We start from the raw sequence: 24,147 nt of genomic DNA on the forward strand, positions 1-24,147 counted from the left end.
GGAACGGCCAACACGCGAACGGGAACGGCCAACACGCCAGGAGGCCGCGCCGCCCGGGCGTGTTGGCCGCTCCTGCGGGCGTGTTGGCCGACGGCGCGGGCGTGTTTGCCGGGCATGCGGGCGTGTTGGCCGCGGGCGGAGGGCGGTGGCGGCGGGGTGGTCGAGCGGGCTCAGCGGTGGAGGGCGTAGGCGGCCGAGCGAAGCCGGGAGCAGATCGGCCGGGGCGCGTGATCCGAGCGCGCGTGATCAGGGCGCGCGATGGGCACTCGCTCCGGGAACAAGCGATCGGCGGCGCGTGATCCGAGGGCAAGCGATCGGCGGCGCGTGGTCTGGGGGCAAGTGGTCGGGGCCTCGTGAGTGCTCGGCGCAAGCGGCGCGTGATCGGCGGCGCGCGGCCACCACCCCACACCCCAGCCGGGGTCAGGAAACCTCGCGGAGGGCGATGGCCAGTCCGGCGAGTCTGTCGGTGGCGTCGGTGAGTGCTTCCTTCGACTGCGCCATTCCCGTGCTCCCCGCGGCGACCGCTCGGCCCGCCGCCGCGATCAGGGTCGCGTAGTCGTCCAGACCTTCGTTCAGTTGCTCCAGCAGGTTCCGCACCGCCGACTCCAGCGCCTTGCGATCGGCCGCCGGCGCGGAATCGCGCGCTCGCTCGATGGCCTGGATGCGCTCCGCCAGCGCACGCAGCGCGGTGGCGGCTTCGGCGGCCGTCTTGCGGGCGTCCTCGACGGATTCCCCACCCACCAAAGAGGACGGAGCCGACAGCTGCCGCAGCAACTCGGCCAGCGACTCCTCGCCTTCGGTCAGCCGCTCCATCGGCGCGCGCGCCGCCGACTTCGGCGACGGCAGCTTGGGCGGCCGCGCCGCGTCCGCCGCGGGCAGTTCGGTGCGGTTGAGCTGCCGCAGCCGCAGACCGGACCGCACGCCGAGGGTGGCGAACACGACCGCGCCCGCCACCGCCAGGTACTCGGAACTACTGCCGACCACGATGAAATGCAAGCCGCCCGCGACCGCGAACAGCCCGCACAACAACGTGAGCAGGAGCCACAACGTGACCGCGCGCGAAGCCCGGCGCTTGCGCCGCTCGAGTTTCGCCGCCGGGGCGTTCCACCGCTCCCACTTCGACCTCGCCTCGGCGAACACCGGCACCGACGTGAACGAGGGCCGCGGTGGGGCCGGGCGCCGCAGCGGGTTCGGCGCCCGCTGCCCGGCCTGCTCGGACGGCAGATAGCGCTGGAGCTTCTCCTGCGCCCGCTGGGCGTAGTCGGGCAGACGGTCGATGTGTTTCTCGAGCTTGGCAGCCAGCTCGTCGAAATCGCGTCTGCCCGGCCCCATCCGCGGCCCCCTTCGCGCCGTGCCCCTCGTCAGGCCTGGTTCTTCTCGGCCTGCACGCGGGCCTGGATCTCACGCTGGATGTCACCCTGCGAAGACGCGGCGGGCTTGCTCGCCGAACCATCGGTGACCTGAGCGACCGGGTCGCCCTTCATCGAGGCGCGGATCTGCTCGAGCCGCGAGTGCCCGGCCAGCTCCGTGGTGGCGGACTGGACCTCGAGCATCCGGCCCTGCACCGAGTTCTGCGCCAGCTCCGCCGAGCCGAGCGCGGTGGTGTAGCGCTTCTCGATCTTCTCGCGGACCTCGTCCAGCGACGGGGTGTTGCCCGGCGCCGCCAGCTCCGACATCTGGTTCAGCGAGGCCGAGACCTTCTCCTGCATCTTGGCCTGCTCCAGCTGCGAGAGCAGCTTGGTGCGCTCGGCCAGCTTCTGCTGCAGCATCGAGGCGTTGCGCTCCACGGCCTGCTTGGCCTGCGCCGCCGCCTGCAGCGACTGGTCGTGCAGCGTCTTGAGGTCCTCGATGCTCTGCTCGGCCGTGACCAGCTGGGTGGCGAAGGCCTCCGCCGCGTTCTCGTACTGGGTGGCCTTCTCGTTGTCCCCCTTGGCGCGGGCCTCGTCGGCCAGCACCAGGGCCTGGCGGGCGGAAGCCTGCAGCTTCTCGACCTCGCCGAGCTGCCGGTTGAGCTTCATCTCCAGCTGCCGCTGGTTCCCGATCACCGCCGCGGCCTGCTGGGAGAGCGCCTGGTGGTTGCGCTGCGCCTCCTCGATGGCCTGCTGGATCTGCACCTTGGGGTCCGCGTGCTCGTCGATCTTCGACGAGAACGCCGCCATGAGGTACTTCCAGGCCTTAACGAACGGGTTGGCCATCTGTTCCGCCTGCCTTCTTAACGTCCCACTAGTCCAAGTTGACCCGACGGTCATGGGGCGCTGCACTCCCCTAACCCTGCAACGCACCGACCTCGGCGTGGGTTCCATCGTGTCAGGTCAGCGCGTCCGGTACCAGGCGACCCCGGGGGATTTCAGGGACGACCCTGAACCGGCCCCCGGAACACCGGAAGGCCACCCGCGCCGCGCGGGTGGCCTTCCGGCCTCGAACGTTCGCCTGGCCTGCGGCTCAGGCCGCGACCATCTTCGGTGCCCTGATCGTGGTCCGCAGGGCAGGCCCCACCCGCTGGCCGGATACCCGCAGGTCGGCCAGGTCGTTGCCGATCACGCCGTCCACGATGCGGCCACCCTCGAGGTGGCCCGCTTCGGCCCGGCTCTCCCGCTGCCCGGCATCCTCGCCTTCGGCCCGCATGGTGGCCACGTCGACCGTGTCCAGCGCGGAGATGTCGGCGGCCACGTTGTGCAGCAGCTCGGCCAGAGGGAGCTCCAGCGCATCGCAGATGGAGGACAGCAGCTCGCTCGATGCTTCCTTCTGTCCCCGCTCCACCTCGGACAGGTAGCCGAGGCTGACCCTGGCGGCGCGGGAGATGTCGCGCAGCGTGCGACGCTGGTTGGTGCGGGCATGACGGAGCCGATCACCGATCGCCTCACGCAACAGCACGGTCATCACGCGCCTCCCTTCCTGATACCGACCACGTTACCCAGACCGGGCCCCTCGCCGCAGCGATTGACTCGGGCCGTACGCCAAGGGCGAACGCCTGGCTCACGCCAGATGTTCCCCCAGCAAGGACAACGCGGCCAGCGCCGATTCGGTTCGCACGTGCGCGCGGTCTCCTTCGAACCAGCAGGTCCGCACCGTGCGCAGGCCCGCGCCGGCGAGCCCGACGTGCACCGTTCCGGGCACGACGCCGTCTTGGGGGTCCGGCCCCGCCACCCCGGTGAGGCCCAGGCCCCAGTCCGCCCCGCAGCGCCGCCGCGCACCCTCCGCGAGCTGCGCCGCGACCTCCGGGTGGACCGCGCCGTGCTCGTCCAGCAGCGCCTGGTCCACCCCCGCGAGTGAGTTCTTCAGATCAGTGGCGTACACGACAAGACCGCCGCGCACCACGGCGCTCGACCCGGGCACCTCGGTCAGCGTCACGCACACGAGCCCGGCGGTGAGGGATTCCGCCGTCGCCACCGTTTCCCCTCGCTCGGTCAGCCTTGTGACGATCTTGCGCGCCAGCGTCACGGCTTCGCCACGGCCCGGCGGCCCTCCGCGCGCAGCCGCACCGCGCGCAGCACGTAGTCGAACCCGGTCACGACCGTCAGCGCGACCGCGATGCCCATCAGCACCCAGCACACCGGATCCGCCCCGCTCGGCAGCGGCAGCAGGTACGCCACGATCGCCGCGATCTGGGTCAGCGTCTTCGCCTTCCCGCCGCGGCTGGCCGCGATCACCCCGTGCCGGATCACCCAGAACCGCAGCAGCGTCACCCCGATCTCACGGACCGCGATGACGATCGTCACCCACCACGACAGCTCGCCGAGCACGCTCAGCCCGATCAGCGCGGCACCGGTGAGCGCCTTGTCCGCGATCGGGTCGGCGATCTTGCCGAAGTCGGTGATCAGCCCGTAGCGGCGGGCGACCCAGCCGTCCACCTGGTCGGTCAGCGAGGCGATCGCGAACAGCACGGTGGCCAGGTACCGCCACGTGGTGTCGGTGCCGCCGTCGGCGAACAGCGCCAGCACGAACACCGGCACCAGCACCAGCCGGGACAGGGTCAGGATGTTCGCCAGGTTGATGTTGGAGACGCGGGCGACGGGCGGCGCGGGTGCGGCGGCGTCCGCATCCACCGGCTCGTCGGCCGCGCTCATCCGGCCGCTTCCGGCCGGACGATGAGGTCGACGCCCTCGCTGTCCACGACCCGGCAGCGGAGGAACTGCCCGATCTCGGCGCTCCCGGCGTCGAGCACCACGCAGGCGCCGTCGACCTCGGGCGCCTGGTGCGCGGCCCGGCCGACGACCTCCTCGCCGGTCTCCTCGATCAGCACGTCGACCAGTTCGCCGACGCGGTCCTCGGCGCGCTGCGCGGTCAGTTCCTCGACCAGCGCGGAGATCTTGGTGACCCGCTCGGCCACCAGCTCCGGGTCGACCTTGCCCTCGAAGGTCTCCGCCTCGGTGCCGTCCTCGTCGGAGTAGCCGAAGACACCGACGGCGTCCAGCCGCGCGCCCGTCAGGAAACGCTCCAGCTCGGCCACGTCCTCCTCGGTCTCGCCGGGGAAGCCGACGATCACGTTGGTGCGGATGCCCGCGGCCGGGGACAGCTCGCGGATCTGGTCGATCAGCGCGAGGAAGGAGTCCGTGGAACCGAAGCGCCGCATCCGGCGCAGCACGGCCTCGCTGGAGTGCTGGAACGACAGGTCGAAGTAGTCGGCCACACCCGGCGTGGTGGCGATCGCGCGGACCAGGTCCGGCCTGGTTTCGGCGGGCTGCAGGTACGAAACCCGCACGCGCTCGATGCCCTCGATCTCCGCCAGCTTCGGCAGCAGCCGCTCCAGCGCGCGGGTGCCGCCGTCGGCCCGGCTCAGGTCCTTGCCGTACGAAGTGGAGTTCTCGCTGACGAGGAACAGTTCCTTGACGCCCTCGCCGGCCAGCCACGCGGCCTCGGCGAGGATCTCCTCGGGGCGCCGCGAGACGAACGAACCGCGGAAGGACGGGATGGCGCAGAAGGAACAGCGCCTGTCACAGCCCGAGGCGATCTTCAGCGCCGACACCGGGCCGGAGGCCAGCCGGGCGCGCGGGATCCAGCCGTGGCCGGGCACCGTGACGTCGGCGGCCGCGGCGGGCCGCTCGACCGGGCTGATCGGCAGCAGCGTGCGCCGGTCGGCCGGGACGTGCGACTCGATCTTGTGCCCGGAGACGATCGAACCGAGCCGCTCGGCCAGATCCGGGTAGTGGTCGAAGCCGAGCACCGCGTCGGCCTCGGGAAGGCTCTCGGCCAGCTCGGTGCCGTAGCGCTCCGCCATGCAGCCCACGGCGACGACCTTGGCGCCCGTGTCCGCGGCGGCGAGCAGGGTGTCCACCGAGTCCTTCTTCGCCGACTCGACGAACCCGCAGGTGTTCACGACCACCACGTCGGACTCGCCGGGGTCCTCGGTCAGCTCCCAGCCGCCGGCGGCCAGCCTGCCGGCCAGCTCCTCGGAGTCGACCTCGTTGCGGGCACAGCCGAGGGTGAGCAGGGAAACGCGGCGGGCCTCGGACGGATCGGTGGCAGCAGACACGCCAATCAGGGTACTTGGCCTGGCAGGTCCGCCAGCGTCAGCACGGTCAGCTCCTCGTCGGCGAGGCTCTCCAGATCGACGTCCGGGCCCGCGAGGCGAAGGGCCTGCGCCCCGATCGCCTGCTCCAGCAACCCGCGCGCGGAGCGGCCGTTGGCGAAGCCGGGTCCGCGGTCCAGCCGCGCCATCACCCCGGGCAGGCCCGCTTCCAGCTCGGGCGCGAGCCGGTAGCCCTGTTTCGTGGCCATCGCGGTGAAGATCGCCGCCAGCTCTTCGTCGCCGTAGTCCGGGAAGTCGACCGTGCCACCGAAACGCGAGCGCAGCCCGGGGTTGCTGTCCAGGAAGCGCTCCAGATCGGCCGAGTAGCCCGCCGCGATGACGATCAGGTCCTCGCGGTGGTTTTCCATCTGCACCAGCAATTCCGCGACGGCCTCGCGGCCGAAGTCGTTCTCGGAGTCCTGCACGAGGTTGTACGCCTCGTCGATGAACAGCACCCCGCCCACGGCCCGTTCGCACACGTCGCGCGTCTTCGGCGCCGTCTGGCCGATGAACTCGCCGACGAGGTCCGGCCGCGCCACTTCGACGAGATGGCCCGAAGGCAGCACGCCGAGCTCGCGGTAGAGCTGCCCCATCAGCCGCGCCACCGTGGTCTTCGCCGTGCCCGGGTTGCCCGCGAAGATCAGGTGCCGGCTGCGGGCCGCGACGGGCAGGCCCGCGGAGCGGCGCCGGGCGTCCAGCCGGGTCTCGGCGACCAGGGTGCGCAGCCGCTGTTTGACCGGGGCGAGCCCGATCATCCCGTCCATTTCGGCCATCAGGTCTTCGAGACCGCGCCGCGGCCCGCTGTCGTCGGTCTGCCCGACGCCGGAGTCCGTGGGCAGATCCGCCGCCGTCAGCTCGACGAGCGCGGCCGGGTCGGCCTGGGACTGGCGCGCGAGGCGGCTCGACTGCTTGCCGATCGTCGTTTCCAGCAACCCGCGCGCGGAGCGGCCGTTCGCGAAACCACGGCCGCGCGGGATCCGGCGGATCGCCTCCGGCAAGGCCGCCGAGAAGTCCTCGGCGAACTTGTAGCCCTGCTTTTCGGCCATGGAGCGGAAGATCTCGGCGAGCTCCTCGTTCGAGTAGTCCGGGAACTCCACGCGCCCCGCGAACCGGGAGCGCAGGCCGGTGTTGGACTCGAGGAACTCGTCCATCTCCCTGGGGTAGCCCGCCGCGATCACCACGAGGTCGTCGCGGTGGTTTTCCATCTGTACCAACAACTCTGCGACGGCTTCGCGGCCATAGTCGTCGTCGGAGTCCTGGACGAGGTTGTACGCCTCGTCGATGAACAGCAGCCCGCCGACGGCCCGCTCGCAGATATCGCGGGTCTTCGGCGCGGTCTGCCCGCTGAACTCGCCGATCAGGTCCGAGCGCTGCGCCTCGACGAGGTGGCCGGACGGCAGCACGCCCAGCTCGCGGAAGAGCTGCCCCATCAGCCGCGCCACGGTGGTCTTCGCCGTGCCCGGGTTGCCGGTGAAGACGAGATGACGGCTGCGCGCGGCGACCTGCAGCCCGGCCTGACGGCGCTGCGCGTCCACCTTGGTCTCGTCGACCAGGCCGTGGACGCGCTGCTTGACCGGCGCCAGTCCGATCATTCCGTCCAATTCGGACAGCAGGTCTTCGAGGCCGCGGCGCGGGCCACCGTCGTCGGCCTGGCCCACCCCGGAATCGGTGGGCAGATCCTCGGCCAGGAGCAGCGCGAGCGAGCGCGGGTCGTTGTTCTCCTGCCCGGCGATGCGCGTGCTCTGGCGGCTGATCGTGGCCTCCAGCAACCCGCGCGCGGAGCGGCCGTTCGCGAACCCGCGGCCGCGCGGGATCCGGCGGATCGCTTCGGGCAGCGCCTGCTTGAACTCCGGCGCCAGCTCATACCCCTGGCCGTGCGCCATCAGCTCGAAGATGCCGGCCAGTTCTTCGTTGGTGTAGTCCGGGAAATCGACCCGGCCGGAGAACCGTGAGCGCAGCCCGGGGTTGGCCTCCAGGAACCCGTCCATCTCCTTGGGATAGCCCGCCGCGAACACCACCAGGTCGTCGCGATGGTTCTCCATCTGCACCAGCAACTCCGCGACCGCCTCGCCACCGAAGTCGTTTTCGGCGTCCTGCACGAGGTTGTAGGCCTCGTCGATGAACAGCACGCCGCCCATCGCGCGCTCGCACACCTCGCGGGTCTTCGGCGCGGTGTGCCCGACGAACTCGCCGACCAGGTCCGACCGGCCGACCTCGATCACCTGCCCCTTCGGCAGCACGCCGAGGGCCTGGTAGATCTTCGCGACCAGCCGGGCCACCGTGGTCTTCGCCGTGCCCGGGTTGCCGGTGAAGACGAGATGGCGGCTGCGGGTGGCGACGTTGAGGCCCGCCGCCCGGCGCTGCGCGTCGACGTTCATCTCCGCGACCAGCGCCCGCACGCGCTGCTTCACCGCGTCCAGGCCGATCATCGCGTCCAGCTCGGCGAGCAGCTCCTCGACGCCCGGCTCGTCTTCGCTCTGGCGCGGGCCGAGCCCCTCGACGTCGGGCAGGTCGATCTGCGGGCTGTCGCCGAACACCGCGCCGCGGCCGATCGCGTTCTGCGCCGCGGCGCCGACGAGCGCTTCGATCTCGCGCGCGTCGGGCTTGCGCACCTGGCGCACCACGCGGTTGAGCACGTCGCGAGCGGGCGGCGACACCACGGCGTTGCGCTCGGTCAGCAGGACTTCGAGGAGCGCCGCGCCGGCGGCGGGCTGGGTGAGATCGGGCAGGCGGTAGGTCAGCAGGCGCGACGCCAGCCGCGGCGACTCCGTGGTCAGCGCGGAGAGCGCGCGCTCGGTGCCGCTGAGCACGATGAGCCGGCAGTCGGTCTGGTCGTGCGCGAACTTGTCGAGCACGCGCGTCACCCCGGGGGTGTCGGCGTCCAGCAGCGCGTCGACGTCCTCGATCAGCAGCATCAGCGGGTTGTGGTCCTTGCCGGCGTCAGTGATCGCGAGCTTGAGGGCGCGGTCGATCGCGCTTTCGTTGGTCCGCGCGATCTGCAGCAGTTCCGCGCCGTTCCAGGTGAGCTTGCCGCCGAAGGAGACGTCGCGGGCCTTCAGCTCGTCGTGCAGCGCGCGGAACAGCCTGTGCTGCCCGCTGTGCGGCGCGCCGGTGAACATCAGGATCGGGTTGGGCTCTTCGACCGTGACCGGGGCGGGCGGCTGTTGTTCCTGTTGCTGCTGCTGCGCCGCTTCGGCCTCTTCGCGCTCCTGACGCGAACGGCGGACGCGGTTCGCGCGGGCGATGAAGCGGAGGGCGTCGGAGTTCATCACCGAAGCGACTTCGTCGAGCAGGCCGGGGCCGCTGGGGGCGGGCTGCCCTGGCTGCTGCGGCTTCACCTCGTCGGCGTGGCGCGTGCCGTCGGCCCATTGCACGATCCGGACCGATTTGTCCAAATAGGCCAGCGCGGACTCCGGCCCGTTCACGAACGACGGGCCGTTCGGAAGCTTCTCGATCGCGGGCCGCTGCGATCGCGGGGCGGTTTGTGGTGGGGCCTGCCGTTGGGGCGGCGCTGGTTGCTGCTGCGGCGGCGCGGGTGGACGCTCCTGCACGGGCTGCGACGGCGGTTGCTGCGGGAGCGGCTGGGACGGGGCCTGCTGCGGCTGGGGCGGTTGCTGCGGGAGCGGCTGCGACGGTGGCTGCGCTGGGGGTTGCTGCCGCGGCATGGGTTGCGACGGCGGCTGCTGGGGCGGGGCCTGCTGCTGCGGGGGCAACGGGAGATAGCGTGCGGTGGCGCGCCATTGCACGTTCAGCGGCGGCTGGCCGTACTGCCAGGGCCCCTGCCGGCGCCACTGCCATGGCCTGCCCGGCACGAGCAGCCAGGTGACCCCGTCCGGGGTGGCCAGCATCGTGGTACGGCCCATCGCCGCCTGCCGCTCGGCCTCGAAGAACGGATCAAACCCCGCGCGCGTCAACTCGCCCCCCTGTTCGTCGCGGCAACCCGTCCCGCAGCATACGAGCACGCCCCGACGTGGTGGAACCCACCGCGACACGGCACGCACGGTCCGGATACGGTCGATCGGTGCAGGATGCCCCAGTCAGCGAGGTCCGGATCCGCCGGGCCAGGATCGCCGACGTGCGCAAGATCAAGGCGCTGGTCGACGCGGACGCCGGGCGGGTGCTGCTGGAGAAGGAGCTCGTCACCCTCTACGAGAGCATGCAGGAGTTCTGGGTGGCCGAAGCCCGCGGCGAGGTGATCGGCTGCGGCGCGCTGCACGTGCTGTGGGAGGACCTGGCCGAGATCCGCACGGTCGCGGTGGACAAGGCCGCGCGCGGGCAGGGCATCGGGCACAAGCTCGTGGACCGGCTCGTGGAGCTGGCGCGGGAACTGGGCCTGCGGCGCGTGTTCGTGCTGACCTTCGAGACGCACTTCTTCGCCGGGCACGGTTTCCGCGAGATCGACGGAACCCCGGTGCCGCAACCGGTCTACGACGAGATGCGCCGCTCGATCGACCCCGGCGTCGCCGAGTTCCTCGAGCTGCCGTACGCGAAGCCGAACACCCTCGGCAACTCACGTATGCTGCTCGAACTCTGAAAGTCCATTGAGGACATAGGCAACCTCTCCCCCGCACACGCGTCTTCAGGGTGGAGAGGATCGAACGACACGGGGAGAGGGCGGCATGGGCCGGGGGTATGGCAAGTGGTTGGCCGGCGTCGCGGGGGTGGCGTTGCTGGCCGTGCCGCCCGCCGCGGCGGCGGGGACGACGGCGGGGGCCGTCTCCCCGTCCGCCACGGCACAGCAGCAGCCGGCCGTCGTGCCGGGCTGCGAACAGGGGTGTGAAAGCGTTTTCTCCGTCGCGCTGCCGGGGGGCACGCGGCTGGAGGGACTGCAGGCCGGGACGTCGGCGTACCTGGCGTACTGGGACGGGGCGGCGCTGCGGGACAGCACCCAGGTCCAGGGCACGGACGGATTCCCGTACTCACAGGTGAAGGGCGCGCTGTGCCTCGCGGACCGCTGCACGGTCTCGTTCGGCTACGGCGCGCACGCCGGGGCGGTGGCCGCGGTGCGGCTGGGCTCGAAGATCACGGTGACCGGCAAGGCCGAGGGCGTCGCCGCGGATGTGCGGGATCTCAACGGGGACAACGAACCTGACGCGGTGGTGCGGCAGAGCACGTACGAGCCGGACTTCGCGACCGGGCCGCAGTACTGGGAGACGTACCTGGGCCACGACGGCCACCTGGTGCTGACCGGCTGCACGCCCCCCGGAGCGGACGAGCCGGCGAAGGCCTCGGTCAACGGCTGCCCCGACATGGCTTGAGGCTTCCGGGCACCAGCCCTCCCGGCGCCGGTCAGACCGGCTCCATCCCGGTGAGTTCGACGCTGGCCGCCCAGATTTCGGCAGCCAGGTCCGGGTCGGCGGCGCCGCCGCGTACCGGTTCCACCCGGGGCTTGCCGCGCAGCCCGAAGACCCGGGGGCCGATCAGCTGCCCACCCGTCACGGCGGGATCGAGCACCGCGCGGACGGCAGGCCGGGCGCCGGAATCCTTGCCGTGCAAGAGAAGTCCGGCAGGCAGACCGCGTAGCCGCTGCCCCGCGCCGCGGACGTGCACCGGCGGGCGGGACGGGGTCAGGGAATCCAGCGCGCCGCCGGGATGGTTCACCACGCTGATCGTGGTGCTGCCCGCCGCGCGCAACCGCCGGTCGAGCTCGAAGCCGAACAGCATCTGCGCCAGCTTCGACCGGGCGTACGCGCGTTTGGACTGATAGTCGTTCGCGCTCTGCGGATCGGCAGGGTCCAGTTTCACCGATCTGGCCACGAAACTGCCCGTCGTCACCACGCGGCCCGCGGGCGAAGCGTCGAGCAACGGCAGCAGCAGGCACACGAGGACGAAGTGGCCCAGATGGTTGGTGGCGAACATCAACTCGTGCCCGTCCGGGGTCAGCGCGCGCTCGGGGCCGTCCACCAGCACGCCGGCGTTGCACAAGACCGCGTCGAGGCTGTCCACGCCCAGCGCGTCGACGGAGGTTTTCAGCGAAGCGAGGTCGGCCAGGTCCAATCGGACATGGCTGAGCCTCGCGCCGGGAACGCGGGAGCGGATCGAGGTCAGCGCGGCCGCAGCCTTGGCGTCGCTCCGGCTGCCGAGAACGACGGTGGCTCCGGCGGCGGCGAGCTGCTCGGCGGCGAAGTAGCCGATCCCGGCGTTTCCACCGGTGACCAGCACGGTCTTTCCCATCGCGGCCCTCACATCGGAATGATTCCGAAGTCGGAGTGACTCCGGGTTCGAGCTAGACTGTACCCCATGACCGCACCCGGGCGACGAGAGCGAAAAAAGGCCGCCACCCGCGAAGCACTGTCCGCGGCGGCGCGGCGGCTGTTCCTGGAACGAGGGTTCGACGGGGTCACCGTCGCCGAGATCGCCGAAGCCGCCGACACCGCCGTGTCGACCCTGTTCGTGCATTTCCCCGGCGGCAAGGAAGCGCTGATCCTCGGCGACGGCGAGGAACGCGCACAGGCGCTCGCGGACGCGGTGCGGCACCGCGCGGACGGCGTCTCGATCCTCGACGCGCTCCAGGATTTCCTTGCCACCCGGGGCCCGTTCGCCGCCAAGGCGAGTACGGAAGCCCAGCGCGTGGCGGATCTGGTCGTGCGGACCGCGGCTCTGCGCGCCTACGCCAGGACACTGTGGACAGCCGCCGAAACCGACCTCACCGAGGTCATCGCCGAGCAGACCGGCCGCGCCGCGGGCGATCTCTCACTACGGCTGCTGGCCCGCTACGTCCTCGAAATCCCGGACCTCGCCGGCGTGCAACCGGACCCCCGGGCCGCGTTGAAGCTGGCGTTCGAGCATCTGCGCCGGGGCTGGCCGGGCGTCTGAAGTCAGTCCTCGTCGTCGTCCGACGGGCCCGCGTCGCCGCCGCGGATCATGAACAGCACGCCTTCCAGCTCGTCCGGTTTGACGAGCACGTCGCGGGCCTTCGAACCCTCCGACGGGCCCACCACGCCACGGCTTTCCAGCAGGTCCATCAGGCGCCCGGCCTTCGCGAACCCGACCCGCAGCTTGCGCTGCAGCATCGACGTCGACCCGAACTGCGACGTGACCACCAGCTCCGCCGCCTGCAGCAGCACGTCGAGGTCGTCCCCGATCTCGGGGTCGATTTCCTTGGCCTCGCCCGGTTTCGCGGCCGTGACACCGTCCGCGTATTCCGGCTGCGCCTGCTCCTTGGTGAAGTTGACGATCTCGGCGATCTCGTCATCGCCGACGAACGCGCCCTGGATGCGGACCGGCTTCCCGGCGCCCATCGGCAGGTAGAGCGCGTCGCCCATGCCGATCAGCTTCTCCGCGCCCGGCTGGTCGAGGATGACCCGCGAGTCGGTCAGCGAGGAAGTCGCGAACGCCAGCCGCGAAGGCACGTTGGTCTTGATCAGGCCGGTGACCACGTCCACCGACGGGCGCTGCGTGGCCAGCACCAGGTGGATGCCCGCCGCGCGCGCCTTCTGCGTGATCCGCACGATCGCGTCCTCGACGTCGCGGGGCGCGGTCATCATCAGGTCGGCCAGCTCGTCGACGATCGCCATGATGTACGGGTACGGCCGGTACTCGCGCTCGGACCCCGGCGGGGCGGTGATCTCCCCCGACTTCACCTTCTTGTTGAAGTCGTCGATGTGCCGCACCCGGTTGGCCTGCATGTCCATGTACCGCTGCTCCATCTCCTCCACCAGCCAGGCCAGCGCGGCGGCGGCCTTCTTCGGCTGGGTGATGATGGGCGTGATCAGGTGCGGGATGCCCTCGTACGGCGTCAGCTCGACCATCTTCGGGTCGATCAGGATCATCCGGCACTCGTCCGGCGTCGAGCGGGCCAGCAGCGAAACCAGCATCGAGTTGACGAAGCTGGACTTACCGGAACCGGTGGAGCCCGCCACCAGCAGGTGCGGCATCTTGGTCAGGTTCGCGGTGACGAAGTCGCCCTCGATGTCCTTGCCCAGCCCGATGACCATCGGGTGGTTGTCCTTGGCGGCCTTGGGCGAGCGCAGCACATCGCCGAGGCGCACCATCTCGCGGTCGGAGTTGGGCACCTCGATGCCGACCGCGGACTTGCCGGGGATCGGCGCCAGCAGGCGGACGTTGTCGGTGGCCACCGCGTACGCGATGTTCTTGGTCAGCGCGGTGATCTTCTCGACCTTCACGCCGGGACCGAGCTCGACCTCGTAGCGGGTGACCGTCGGGCCGCGGGTGAACCCGGTGACCTGGGCGTCCACGTTGAACTGCTCCAGCACGCCGGTGATCGCCTCGATCATGGCGTCGTTGGCCTTGCTGCGGGTCTTCGGCGCGTCCCCGAGGGTGAGCAGCTCCGGCGAGGGCAGCCGGTAGTCGCCCTCCACGGTGCGCGCGACCGTGATCGCGGGCTCCGCCTTCTCCTTCTTCGGCTTCTTCTCCGGGACCTCGACGGGCTTGGCCTTCGGCGGCCGGGCGGGCGTCGGCGGTTCGGCGAGCGCGGCCTCGATGTCGAGCTGCTCGCCTTCCTTGTCCGCGCTGGCCTGCCTGCGGCGCGAGGGTTTGCGCAGCCGCACGGCCTTCGGGTCGGCCTCGGTGACAGCCTGCTGCTCCTCCTCGAAGGCGCGCTGCTCCTCGTGCATCCGCTCGCGCTCTTCGGGGTCGAGACCCCATTCGCGCAGCGCCTGCGGGATGTCGCGGACCCGGGTGCCGGTGAAGATCAGCACGCCGTAGCCGAGCGCGAGAATGAGCAGCGGCGCGGCGACCCACGTGGTGACGCCGCGCGCGAGCAACCCGCCGGACACCGCGCCGAGCTGGCCGCCCGCGTACATCCGGTAGTCGTTGCTCGCGGGCTGGCGGTTGAACAGGTGCAGCAGGCCCAGCAGGGCGAACATCACCAGCAGGGTGCCGATGACCATGCGGGGCCTGGTCTCCGGCTTGGGTTCCGAGCGCATCAGCGCTATCGCCGCGACCACCAGCGCCAGCGGCAGCGCCACCGCGCCGGCGCCGAACACCGTGCGCGTGCCGACTTCGAGTGCCTGGCCGATCGGACCCGCCGCCTGCCACCAGACCCCGACCGCGATGATCAGGGCCAGCGCGATCAGGCCGAGGCCCACGCCGTCGCGGCGGTGCTCGGGTTCGAGCTCCCGGCTGCGGCCGAGTGTGCGGGCGAGGCTGCCGGTGCCGCGGGCGAGCAGCGTCCAGCCGCCGCGGACAGCCTTGGCGAACGTGCCGCCCGAACTGCGTTTCCGCGCGGCCGGTTTCCGGGCAGCGGAACGAGTCGAACCGGACCGCGGCTTGGCCGCCCCGCGTGACTTTCGCGCCGGGCTTTTGCTGCTGCCGCTCCGCTTCGTGGTGTTTCTCCTCGTCGCCGTGGACCCGCTCGCCATGCATCTACGGTAACCGGCGGAACCCACGAGTCCCACCCGCCACTCGCGGCGCACTTCGAACTTTCGCAACAGCAGCGCCCCTTGATACTCCAATCCAGTGAAAGATCAGGCGTCTGAGATGCTCTGCTCATGTTCAGGCTGAACGGCGGACGAACCGGGGCACCTCCGATCTGGCGGGCCATGTCGGCGGTGGACACCGGGCTCGTGCACCTGGTCGGCAGGCTGCGGGTGACCGGCGGGATCCCCGCGCACCTGCGCGGCAGGCCACTGCTGATGACCGCCAACCACATCGGCGTGTTCGACGCCTTCGTGCTGATCGCCGCCTGCCAGCAGATCGGCGTGAGCCCCCGGTTCCTGCTCGCCGGCGGGCTGCTCGACGCGCCCGTGCTCGGCCCGGCGCTGCGCGCGAGCGGGCATCTGCGGGTGGACCGGGGCAAGGCCGGCGCCGTCGAGCAGTTCGGCCACGCCGTCGAGGCGCTGAAGACCGCGACGAGCCCGATCATCGTCTACCCCGAGGGCCGGATCAGCCACGACCCCGGGTTGTGGCCCGAGCGCGGCAAGACCGGCGCGGCGCGGCTGGCGTTGGCCGCGGGCGTGCCGGTGCTGCCGATCAGCCAGTGGGGCGCGCACGAAGCCGTCTACTGGGGCACGGAGAAGGTTTCGGGCCCGGCCGACCTGCTGCCGCTCGCCCGCTCGGGGTTCACCGCTCCCCTGCGGCGGCCGAAGTTCCAGGTGCATTTCGGGCGCCCCGTCGACCTTTCCGACGTGGAGCCGGAGCGGCCCGGCGCGGGCATGCGCGCGCACCGCAAGATCATGCGCGCGATCACCGACGGCCTGGTGCCGCTCCGCGCGGCGGAACCGGACAAGCCGAAATTCCACGACCCGACCCGGCCCACGGACACCGTGAGCCCCTGGCGGCCCTAGGACACCGCCGCCGGCGCGAGCGTGTTGGCCCCTCCCGCGGGCGTGTTGGCCCGTGGCGTCCGTATGTTGGCCAGTGGCGTCCGCGCGTTGGCCCGTGGCGTCCGCGCGTTGGCCCGTGGCGTCCGCGCGTTGGCCCGTAGCGTCCGCGTGTTAGCCGCTCCCGTGGGCGTGTTGGTCTCTCCCGTGGGCATGTTGGCCCGTGGCGTCCGTATGTTGGCCGGTGGCGTCCGTGTGTTGGCCGTCGGCGGCAGGCGCGCCGGGCGGCGCGGGCCAACACACGACCGAGAACGGCCAACACACCAACAATGCCGACCAACACACCGACGCGGCCGACCAACACACCGACGCGGGTGGCCAACACACGCGCGGGAACGGCCAACATGCCCACGGCGGCCGCCGGCCGGCGGCCGGCGGCTCAGACCTTGCGGCCCACCGTGACCATGCAGTGCGAGCGCCACGGCTCGATCTTCGGCGGGTCCGGGTTGAGCCAGTGCGAGGTGTAGTCGAGCGGGGCGACGAGCTCGAAGTCGCCGAAGAAGCTCGTGATCTCCTCGGGCGTGCGCATGAACGCGTTGGTCGTCGTCGACACGTACTGCGAGACCAGCTCGTGGAACTCCGGGCTCGCGCCCGCGAACGTGCCGTGGGACAGCGCCAGCAGCGAGCCCTTCGGCAGCCTGTCGCGGTAGTAGCTCAGCGCCGCCGAGGCGCGCTCGGAGTCGCCGACGAAGTGCAGGACGGCCATCACCAGCAACAACATCGGCTGCCCGGGGTCGATGACCTCCTCGGCGAGAACCTTGTCCCACAAGGTGTCGAAGTCGAGGAGGTCGGCGAACACCGCGCGGTGCCTGTCCGGGTCCGCCGTGCGGGCCAGCAGGATGTCGGAGTGCGCGTGCGCGATGGCCTCGTTGTCGACGTAGAGCACCCGCGTCTCGCCGGGCGCGAGCTTCTCGGCCACGTCGTGCACGTTGCCCACGGTCGGCAGGCCGGAGCCGATGTCCACGAACTGCCGGATCCCGTGCTCGCGGATCGCATACTCGACGACGCGCCGCACCGCGCCGCGGTTGGACCGGTAGATGTGGCGGACGTCCTGACCCGAGTCGCGGTAGCGCGCCTCGGCCTGGTCCGCCCAGACGCGGTCCACGGCGTAGTTGTTGGTGCCGCCGAGAAAGTAGTCGTAGACGCGAGCGGGGCTGGCTTTTTCCCCGACGTCGGTGCGGCCGGTGGCCTGTGCCACATCGAAGGGCGTAACCGGACGGTCTACCACGGCAGGTTCCCCTTGATCATCGCGTGTAGCTGCGGCGCCAGCTTAGCCCTCCTAACGATATTGCGGATGTGAGCCCCCACCGTTGTTGATCTTCGTCGAGCGCGCTCGGCGCGTGTCGAACCCCGGGCGCGGTCAACGCGTGTCGCGGCCGAGGCGCAGCGCCGACAGGAGGAAGAACACGCCGCCGAGTGCGGCGTAACCGGCGAGGGTGGTCAGCCCCGCGCCCGCCTGACCGGCCTGGACGATGAACGAGACCCCGGCGACCGCGGAGATGCCACCGCTCAAGATCATCGGCCAGTGGCCCGCGAAGTGGCGGCGCAGCACGCCGACGGTCAGCTGGACGAGGCCGGACAAGATCGCCCAAGCGCCCCACACGCGCAGCACCGCCGGGATGCCGGCCGGGATCGCGATCGCGACCCCGATGATGGCGAGCCAGCTGATCGCGATGTTCGCGTACAGACTCAGCGCCGACGTCGTCGCCTTCGACGCGCGGGCGTCGATGCCCGTGGCGACCGCGTCGAACAAGGGGTAGAGCACCAGCAGGATCATGCCGACCGGCCCGAACCCCGGACCGGTCGCGATCAGCAGGCCCGCCCAGACGAGCGCGAATCCGAAGCGGAGGAAGTACAGCCGTCGCAGGGAGGGGGCGATGCTCACGGGGGACGTGGTGGCTGTGGTCACGGGAAGCCCTTTCCGAGGCAGACAAGATAGAACGTTCGGTCTCCCTAGAGATACCACGAAATCGACCCGCGCAAGACCGAACGTTCTCTCTGTTAAGCTTTCGGTAATGGTGCAGAACACTCGAAGCCCGGTGTCCGAGGCCCGGACCCGGCTGCTGGAAACAGCCACGCGGATCTTCTACACGGAGGGCCTCCACTCCGTGGGCGTCGACCGCATCGTCACCGAGGCGAAGGTGACCCGCGCGACGCTGTACCGGCATTTCCCCGGCAAGGACGACCTCGTGGTCGCGTACCTGCAGGGAGCCGATCAGGCCATGCGCGACAGGGCCGGCGAGGCGCTGCGCAGCGGGCAGCCCGCGGCCGACATCCTGCGCGCCATCGCCAAGTCCATCGCCGAGGACATCCAGTCCCCCGGCTTCCGCGGCTGCGCGTTCCTCAACGCGGCGGCCGAGTTCCCGGACCCGGCGCATCCCGTGCACCAAGCCGTTCTCGCCCACCGCGAGTGGTTCCTGCACACGGTCACCGACCTGCTCGCGCAGACCGGGGAGAAGCCGGCCGGGCCCGCGGGACGGCATTTCATCATGCTGCGCGACGGTGCGATGGCAGCAGGCTGCCTGTCCGACGCGGCCGCCGTCTGCGAGACGTTTCTCTTGGGAATAGAGGGAATCCTCCAGTCCCGCGCCGCCTAACGCCGGTACGCGGCGCCCGGGTGCGGCGCGGCCAAGCGCGGTGAGGAAAAGCCCAGGCGCTCGCGCAAGGTCGACGGCTCCGTCTGCTCCGGCACGCGCCCGCGACGGCGCAGTTCCGGGACCACGAGGCGGGCGAAGTCGGCGAAGGTGCCCGGCGTGGTGACGTAGGCGAGGTTGAACCCGTCCACGTCGGCCTCCTCCACCCAGCGCTCGAGCTCGTCGGCGACCTCCGTGGGCGAACCGGCGATGACGGGCCCGCGCCCGCCCAGGCCGATGAACCCCGCCAGCTCACGCGGCGTCCACGCCCGGTCGGCCGTGGTGAAGGAGGCGAGCGCCGAGCGGTTGGCGTCGGAATCGGCGTAGGTGAGCGGCTCGTCCACCTCCAGCTCCGCCAGGTCCACCCCGGTCCACCCGCCGAACAACGCGAACGCGCCGGGCACGCTGACCAGCTCCTGATACTCGCGCAGCTTCGCCTGGGCCAGCTCACCGGTCTCCGCCACGACGGGCGTGAGCATGGTGAAGATCTTGACCGAGCGCGGGTCCCGGCCGCGCTCGGCGACCGCGGCACGCAGCCGGTCCACCGATTTGCGCACCACCTTCGGCGACGGCCCCGACACGAACACGGCCTCCGCGTGCGACGCGGCGAACTTCATGCCGCGCGGCGAAGCACCGGCCTGGAACAACACGGGAGTGCGCTGCGGCGAGGGCTCGCAGAGGTGCGGGCCGGGGACGGTGAAGTACCGGCCCTTGTGCCCGATGTCGTGCACCTTCGCGGGATCCGTGAACACGCCGCGCTCGGCGTCGCGCACCACGGCGTCGTCCTCCCACGAGGATTCCCAGAGCTTATAGCAGACGTCGACGTACTCCTCGGCGATCTCGTATCGCTCGTCGTGCGGGATCTGCCCGTCGAGGCCGAGGTTGCGCGCCGCGCTCTCCAGGTACGAGGTGACGATGTTCCACGCCACCCTGCCGTCGGTGAGGTGGTCCAAAGTGGACAGACGACGGGCCAGCAGGTACGGCTGCTCGTAGGTGAGCGAGACGGTGAGCCCGAAGCCGAGCCGTTCGGTGGCCGCGGCCATCGCCGAAACGGCCAGCGTCGGGTCGTTCACCGGCACCTGCGCGGCATCGGCCACCGCGGCGTCCCGAGAGCCGTTATACACGTCGTATACACCGAGCACATCGGCGAGGAACAACGCGTCGAACCCGCTCTCGTCCAGCAGTTTCGCCAGCTCCACCCAGTGTTTGACGTCGGTGTAGCGGTGGCCCTGGTCCTCCGGATGCCGCCACAGCCCCGCCGACTGGTGCCCGACGCAGGCCATGTCGAAGGCGTTGAGGTAGATGCGGCTCACCGGGCGGTCTCCTTTGCGAACAGGGCCGACGCGAACGTCAGCACGGCCAATACCGCGAAGTAGATCACGATCAGCCACGGGCTTCCGCCACCGGCGACGAGCAGCGCGGCGGCGATCAGCGGCGCGAACCCGCCGGAGAGCACCGCGCCCACCTGATAGCCCAGCGAAACCCCGCTGTAGCGCACGCGGGCCTCGAACAGTTCGCCGAACCACGCGGCCTGCGGCCCGTACATCGCGTCATGCGCGACGTTCACTCCGAACACGATCGCCAGCACCACGCCCAGTTTCGAACCGGAGTCGGCGGCGACGAAGAACAGCACCAGCGCGAGCACGCCCGCCACGGCGCCGAAAAGGTAGAACGGCCGCCTGCCGTAGCGGTCGGACAGATGCGCCCACAGCGGCGTGCTGATCAGGCCGAGCGCCGAGCACACCATCACCGCGACCAGCCCGACCTGGCTCTGCTTGCCGAACCCGGTCTGCAGGTAGGTCAGCGAGTACGTCGTCAGCAGGACGTACAGGCCGATCTGCGACAGCCGCAGGCCGGTGGTGAGCAGCACGTTGCGGGGCTGCGTGCGCAGCACCTCCAGCACCGGCAGGCGGGCGATTTCGTTGCGCTGCTTGACTTCCTGGAACTCCGGCGCGTCGGTCAGGCGCAGCCGGATGACCAGCCCGATCGCCACCAGCACGATGCTGACCAGGAACGGCAGCCGCCACGCCCAGGACACGAACTCGTCGTCCCCGGCGAAACCCCGCACGGCCGCGTAGATCCCGGTGGCCAAAAGCATCCCGGCGGGCGAACCGATCTGCGGGAAGCTGCCGAACAGACCGCGCCGCCCCGGTGGGGCGTGCTCGACCGACAGCAGCGCGGCGCCACCCCATTCCGCGCCGACCGCGAGCCCCTGCACGACGCGCAGCACCACGAGCAGCGCCGGCGCGAGGATGCCCACCTGGCCGAACGTCGGCAGCACCCCGATCGCCGTGGTGGCCACGCCCATCAGCAGCAGCGCGCCGACCAGCACCGCGCGGCGGCCGATCCGGTCGCCGAGGTGCCCCGAGATCACCGCGCCCACCGGCCGCGCGCCGAACCCGGCGGCGTAGGTGGCGAAGGTCGCGAGCGTGCCCGCCGTCGAGGAGATGTTCGGGAAGAACAGCGGTTTGAAGATCAGGGCCGTGGCGGTGGCGTAGAGGTAGAAGTCGTACCACTCGATGGTCGTGCCGATCATGCTGCCGAGCGCCGCCGTCCGCGGGGCGGTGCGCTGGGGAACCGGGGTCGTGGTCGTCACGCCCGGCGACGGTACGGCTGTTCCATTCTGTTGGACAACAACATCCAGATCCTGGGACACTCACCGGATGGCCCAGGTGCTCGTGCTCGGACTGGATCCCGCGAAGCTGGAGGGCTGGGACCCGGCACCGGTCCAGGCCGCGATCGCGCGCGGCCACGCCCGCTTCACCGAGCTCGGCCTCACCGCCGACTGGTGCCTGGTGACACCGGACGACGATCCGGAAGCGGCGATCGAGGACGCGCTGCGCGGCGGGGACTACGCCTGCGTGGTGATCGGCGGCGGCATCCGCACGTACGAACCGTTGCTGGAGCTGTTCGAGAACGTGATCAACCTGGTGCGGCGGCACGCGCCCCGCGCGGCCATCGCCTTCAACACCAGCCCCGAGAACTGCGCGGACGCGGCGCTGCGGTGGCTGCCGTCCGGATCCTGAGACGGGCCACCATGATCGCCTAGGCTGACGGGCGTGAGCACCCGGATTCTCGTCGTGTACTACAGCGCCACCGGCAACACCGCGCAGCTCGCGTCCTCCCTCGCGGACGGCGCGCGCGAAGCGGGCGCGGAGGTGCGGCTGCGCACCGTCGCGGAGACGGCGCCACCGGAGGCCGTCGCGAGCAACCCGCGCTGGCAGGCGTACGTCGACGCGGGCCCGCACGCGGAGCTGGCCACGCTGGACGACTTGGAGTGGGCCGACGGCCTCGCGGTCGGCAGCCCGACCCGGTTCGGCGGCCCCGCCGCGCAGCTCAAGTCCTTTTTGGACACCACGGGTGGGTTGTGGTTCCAGGGAAAGCTCGCTGACAAGGTGGCCACCTCGTTCACCACGGCGTCCACGAGGCACGGCGGCCTGGAGTCGACGCTGCTCGCGATCAACAACATCTTCTATCACTGGGGCGCGATCGTCCTCCCGCTCGGCTACGCCGAACCGCACCTGATGGAGTCCGGCAACCCGTACGGCGGTTCGTTCGTCTCCCGCAAGTCCGCCGAGCCGGACAAGGAAGCCCTGGAGGCGCTGCGCATCCAGGGCAGCAGGCTGGCCACTATCAGCGGCCACATCGCGAAAGGGCTGCGCGGCGAGTAATCCGGTGGCTTAGGGCGTCAGACGCGGCGGGCCCGCTACATGGCGTGCTCCCAGCTGCCACGCGTGTCGACGTCCGCGGCATCCGCCAGTGCTTCCAGTTCCGCGATCTCCTCGCCGGAAAGCTCGATGCCGCAAGCTCGGACCAGCCCGTCGACGTAACCGGCTTTCGTGACGCCGATGATCGGGGTGGTCCCCTTGGCGATGGCCCAGGCGGTGGCGACGTCGGCGGCGGACGCGCCCCGGTCCTCGCCGATCGCCCGCATCCTGTCCGTCAAAGTCCGCAGCTGGGGCAAGATGCCGTTGTACGCGGCCGCCCGGCTGCTGCCCTCCGGCAACGGATGGTCCGGGCCGTACCTGCCGGTCAGCACTCCTTGTTCGAGGACCATGTAAGAAAAGAACCGCACATCGTGCTCGCGGCAGTGATCGAGAATGCCCGCGCGCTCGGAACTCCGGTAGAGCAGGCTGAAGTGGTTCTGGACCGCCTCCACGCGGAAGCCGGCCTCGCCGAGGATCTGATCGGCGAGAGCGATCTCCTTCAGGTCGTGGTTCGAGACCCCGACATGCTTGATCCTTCCGCTGCGCAGCAACGGAATCAGCCGCGGCGTCCACCGGGCCACGTCGGCGGGGTTGTGGATCCAGTACAGATCCACATGATCCGTGCCCAAGCGGTCGAGGCTCCGCTCCAGCATGTCCGCGACCGGATCGTCGCCGTCGCCCGCGAGCTGTGGGGTGAACTTCGTCGACAGCTGGTACTCGCCGCGGGCGAAGCCTTTCAGCGCCTGGGCCAGCACCGTCTCCGAGTGGCCCATGCCGTACACAGCCGCGGTGTCCCACAAGGTGAACCCGTTCGCTTGCGCCTTCTCGACCACCTCTCTCAGACCGGACGCGGTCAGCTCACTGCCGAAATAGCCGTCGCCCACCTGGCCGCTGTCTCCCCAGGCCCACGTGCCCAGCGCCACCGGCGGCGCGGTCAGCGTCTTGCTCGTCATGTCGCGTTCCTCCATCGCTCGTCCGGTCCCCAGGAAACCGCGATCGACGCCGCCGGAGAAGGTCGCGTTTATCGGGGGTATGAGCTCAACCCCCTTCGCGCGGTGACCGGCGGCTACCGTGGAGGACATGGACCAGCAGCCCGGAAACCGGGACGAAATCCGGCACTTCCTGGCCGTCCGCCGCGCCAGGATCACCCCGGCGCAGGCCGGACTGCCGACCAGCCCCCGCCGCCGGGTCCCCGGGCTGCGGCGCGAGGAGGTCGCCGTCCTCGCCGGCGTGAGCACGGAGTGGTACACGCGGCTGGAGAAGGGGCACATCAGCGGCGTGTCCGAGGACGTCCTCGACGCGGTCGCGCGCGCCCTGCGCCTGGACGACGACGAACGCACCTACCTGTTCGACCTGGCCCGGGCATCGCGATCCACGAGCCGCACGCCGTCGCGTCGCCGGGAGGCCGAGATCCCGCCGCAGGTCCAATGGCTGCTGGACTCCATGACGATGTCCTCGGCGTTCGTCCGCAACGGCCGCACGGACATCGTCGCCGGCAACCCCCTGGCCCGGGCCCTGTACGCGCCGATGTTCGACAGCGACACCGCCGACCGGCGCGGCCGCCCCAACCTCGCCCGCTTCATCTTCCTCGACCAGGGCGCACAGGACTTCTTCGTCGACTGGGACGCCGCCTGCGACGCGACCGCCGCCATGCTGCGTGCCGAGGCCGGGCGCGAGCCCCGCGACCGGGCACTGCGCGAACTCATCGGCGAGCTGTCCACTCTCAGCCCCGAGTTCCGCACCCGCTGGGCGGCCCACGACGTGCTGATCCGGCACGACGGCATCAAACGGCTCCAGCACCCCGAGGCCGGCCACCTGGAACTGACCTTCCAGTCCCTCGACCTGCCCCTGCCCGGCCGGACCGTGCACAACCTGGTCACCTACACCGCCGAACCCGGCACCGAGTCCGAAGACCGGCTCAAGCTCCTCGCCAGCTGGGCGGCGACACGCTTCCGGGAGGCCGAGCCCTACCACGCATCGGCGAGCCTCGAGTGAGGGCGACCGCTTAGCCTGGA

22 protein-coding genes are annotated in these 24,147 nt (G+C 70.9%); 8 read left to right on the forward strand and 14 right to left on the reverse strand.

The window, feature by feature from the left end; genetic code table 11:
* Positions 1-420 precede the first annotated feature (420 nt).
* The 7 genes from pspM to FPZ12_RS33630 all read right to left on the reverse strand — a co-directional run bounded on the left by pspM (position 421) and on the right by FPZ12_RS33630 (position 9,423).
* Positions 421-1,332 (reverse strand): phage shock envelope stress response protein PspM, encoded by a 912-nt coding sequence (pspM, locus tag FPZ12_RS33600; protein WP_144750720.1) that lies wholly within the window; start codon positions 1,330-1,332, stop codon positions 421-423.
* Between the two features lie 29 nt (positions 1,333-1,361).
* Complete coding sequence (locus FPZ12_RS33605; protein WP_144750718.1) at positions 1,362-2,195, reverse strand: PspA/IM30 family protein; 834 nt, start codon at positions 2,193-2,195, stop codon at positions 1,362-1,364.
* Positions 2,196-2,442: 247 nt separating this feature from the next.
* Positions 2,443-2,880 (reverse strand): helix-turn-helix domain-containing protein, encoded by a 438-nt coding sequence (locus FPZ12_RS33610; RefSeq protein WP_144750716.1) that lies wholly within the window; start codon positions 2,878-2,880, stop codon positions 2,443-2,445.
* Between the two features lie 96 nt (positions 2,881-2,976).
* Positions 2,977-3,441, reverse strand: a complete 465-nt coding sequence (locus FPZ12_RS33615; RefSeq protein ID WP_208026107.1) for a CinA family protein — start codon at positions 3,439-3,441, stop codon at positions 2,977-2,979.
* Positions 3,438-4,067: a CDP-diacylglycerol--glycerol-3-phosphate 3-phosphatidyltransferase gene (gene pgsA / locus FPZ12_RS33620; protein ID WP_144750714.1), complete on the reverse strand. Its 630-nt coding sequence runs from the start codon at positions 4,065-4,067 to the stop codon at positions 3,438-3,440. Before pgsA ends, FPZ12_RS33615 begins: the two co-directional genes overlap by 4 nt.
* Entirely contained in the window at positions 4,064-5,473 is a 1,410-nt protein-coding gene (rimO, locus tag FPZ12_RS33625) for a 30S ribosomal protein S12 methylthiotransferase RimO (protein WP_144750712.1), read from the reverse strand. Before rimO ends, pgsA begins: the two co-directional genes overlap by 4 nt.
* Positions 5,474-5,478: 5 nt before the next feature.
* Positions 5,479-9,423 carry an AAA family ATPase gene (locus FPZ12_RS33630; protein ID WP_144750710.1) on the reverse strand — a complete coding sequence of 1,315 codons (3,945 nt, stop codon included), beginning with the start codon at positions 9,421-9,423 and terminating at the stop codon, positions 5,479-5,481.
* A 107-nt stretch (positions 9,424-9,530) separates the two neighbouring features.
* Between FPZ12_RS33630 and FPZ12_RS33635 the strand changes: the two genes are divergently transcribed.
* Together FPZ12_RS33635 and FPZ12_RS33640 are read left to right on the forward strand one after the other, a co-directional pair.
* Positions 9,531-10,043, forward strand: coding sequence for an amino-acid N-acetyltransferase (locus FPZ12_RS33635; RefSeq protein ID WP_144750708.1), 513 nt, complete (start codon positions 9,531-9,533; stop codon positions 10,041-10,043).
* Between the two features lie 85 nt (positions 10,044-10,128).
* Complete coding sequence (locus FPZ12_RS33640) at positions 10,129-10,767, forward strand: hypothetical protein (RefSeq protein ID WP_243770168.1); 639 nt, start codon at positions 10,129-10,131, stop codon at positions 10,765-10,767.
* Between the two features lie 31 nt (positions 10,768-10,798).
* On the opposite strand, the gene FPZ12_RS33645 is transcribed toward FPZ12_RS33640, so the two are convergent.
* Positions 10,799-11,683: an SDR family NAD(P)-dependent oxidoreductase gene (locus tag FPZ12_RS33645; protein WP_144750706.1), complete on the reverse strand. Its 885-nt coding sequence runs from the start codon at positions 11,681-11,683 to the stop codon at positions 10,799-10,801.
* 66 nt (positions 11,684-11,749) lie between these two features.
* Here FPZ12_RS33645 and FPZ12_RS33650 point away from each other — a divergent pair, with 66 nt between their 5' ends.
* Positions 11,750-12,325, forward strand: a complete 576-nt coding sequence (locus tag FPZ12_RS33650; RefSeq protein ID WP_144750704.1) for a TetR/AcrR family transcriptional regulator — start codon at positions 11,750-11,752, stop codon at positions 12,323-12,325.
* Between the two features lie 2 nt (positions 12,326-12,327).
* Here the strand turns inward: FPZ12_RS33650 and FPZ12_RS33655 are convergent, their stop codons facing one another.
* Positions 12,328-14,832 (reverse strand): FtsK/SpoIIIE family DNA translocase, encoded by a 2,505-nt coding sequence (locus FPZ12_RS33655; protein ID WP_144750702.1) that lies wholly within the window; start codon positions 14,830-14,832, stop codon positions 12,328-12,330.
* 129 nt (positions 14,833-14,961) lie between these two features.
* On the opposite strand from FPZ12_RS33655, the gene FPZ12_RS33660 reads away from it, so the two are divergent.
* Complete coding sequence (locus FPZ12_RS33660; protein WP_144750700.1) at positions 14,962-15,756, forward strand: lysophospholipid acyltransferase family protein; 795 nt, start codon at positions 14,962-14,964, stop codon at positions 15,754-15,756.
* A 415-nt stretch (positions 15,757-16,171) separates the two neighbouring features.
* On the opposite strand, the gene FPZ12_RS33665 is transcribed toward FPZ12_RS33660, so the two are convergent.
* Together FPZ12_RS33665 and FPZ12_RS33670 are read right to left on the reverse strand one after the other, a co-directional pair.
* A complete protein-coding gene (locus FPZ12_RS33665; protein ID WP_144750698.1) occupies positions 16,172-16,990 on the reverse strand; it encodes an SAM-dependent methyltransferase in 819 nt (272 codons plus the stop codon).
* Positions 16,991-17,152: 162 nt separating this feature from the next.
* On the reverse strand, positions 17,153-17,677 hold the full coding sequence (locus FPZ12_RS33670) for a hypothetical protein (RefSeq protein WP_243770169.1): 525 nt from the start codon (positions 17,675-17,677) through the stop codon (positions 17,153-17,155).
* A 130-nt stretch (positions 17,678-17,807) separates the two neighbouring features.
* Here FPZ12_RS33670 and FPZ12_RS33675 point away from each other — a divergent pair, with 130 nt between their 5' ends.
* Positions 17,808-18,389: a TetR/AcrR family transcriptional regulator gene (locus tag FPZ12_RS33675; RefSeq protein WP_144750695.1), complete on the forward strand. Its 582-nt coding sequence runs from the start codon at positions 17,808-17,810 to the stop codon at positions 18,387-18,389.
* Here the strand turns inward: FPZ12_RS33675 and FPZ12_RS33680 are convergent.
* Complete coding sequence (locus FPZ12_RS33680) at positions 18,386-19,738, reverse strand: LLM class flavin-dependent oxidoreductase (protein ID WP_144750693.1); 1,353 nt, start codon at positions 19,736-19,738, stop codon at positions 18,386-18,388. The two genes, FPZ12_RS33675 and FPZ12_RS33680, sit on opposite strands and share 4 nt — an antisense overlap.
* Positions 19,735-21,021, reverse strand: a complete 1,287-nt coding sequence (locus tag FPZ12_RS33685; protein WP_208026109.1) for an MFS transporter — start codon at positions 21,019-21,021, stop codon at positions 19,735-19,737. The genes FPZ12_RS33680 and FPZ12_RS33685 overlap by 4 nt, the downstream gene beginning before the upstream one ends.
* Before the next feature lie 67 nt (positions 21,022-21,088).
* Between FPZ12_RS33685 and FPZ12_RS33690 the strand changes: the two genes are divergently transcribed.
* Both FPZ12_RS33690 and wrbA read left to right on the forward strand, forming a co-directional pair.
* Complete coding sequence (locus FPZ12_RS33690) at positions 21,089-21,451, forward strand: hypothetical protein (protein ID WP_144750691.1); 363 nt, start codon at positions 21,089-21,091, stop codon at positions 21,449-21,451.
* A gap of 33 nt (positions 21,452-21,484) precedes the next feature.
* Positions 21,485-22,096, forward strand: a complete 612-nt coding sequence (gene wrbA / locus FPZ12_RS33695; RefSeq protein ID WP_144750688.1) for an NAD(P)H:quinone oxidoreductase — start codon at positions 21,485-21,487, stop codon at positions 22,094-22,096.
* 35 nt (positions 22,097-22,131) lie between these two features.
* On the opposite strand, the gene FPZ12_RS33700 is transcribed toward wrbA, so the two are convergent.
* Positions 22,132-23,085, reverse strand: coding sequence for an aldo/keto reductase (locus FPZ12_RS33700; RefSeq protein ID WP_144750686.1), 954 nt, complete (start codon positions 23,083-23,085; stop codon positions 22,132-22,134).
* A 127-nt stretch (positions 23,086-23,212) separates the two neighbouring features.
* On the opposite strand from FPZ12_RS33700, the gene FPZ12_RS33705 reads away from it, so the two are divergent.
* Positions 23,213-24,127 (forward strand): helix-turn-helix transcriptional regulator, encoded by a 915-nt coding sequence (locus FPZ12_RS33705; protein WP_144750684.1) that lies wholly within the window; start codon positions 23,213-23,215, stop codon positions 24,125-24,127.
* The last annotated feature ends 20 nt before the right edge of the window (positions 24,128-24,147 follow it).

Source organism: Amycolatopsis acidicola (genome assembly GCF_007713735.2).
Lineage (GTDB): Bacteria > Actinomycetota > Actinomycetes > Mycobacteriales > Pseudonocardiaceae > Amycolatopsis_E > Amycolatopsis_E acidicola.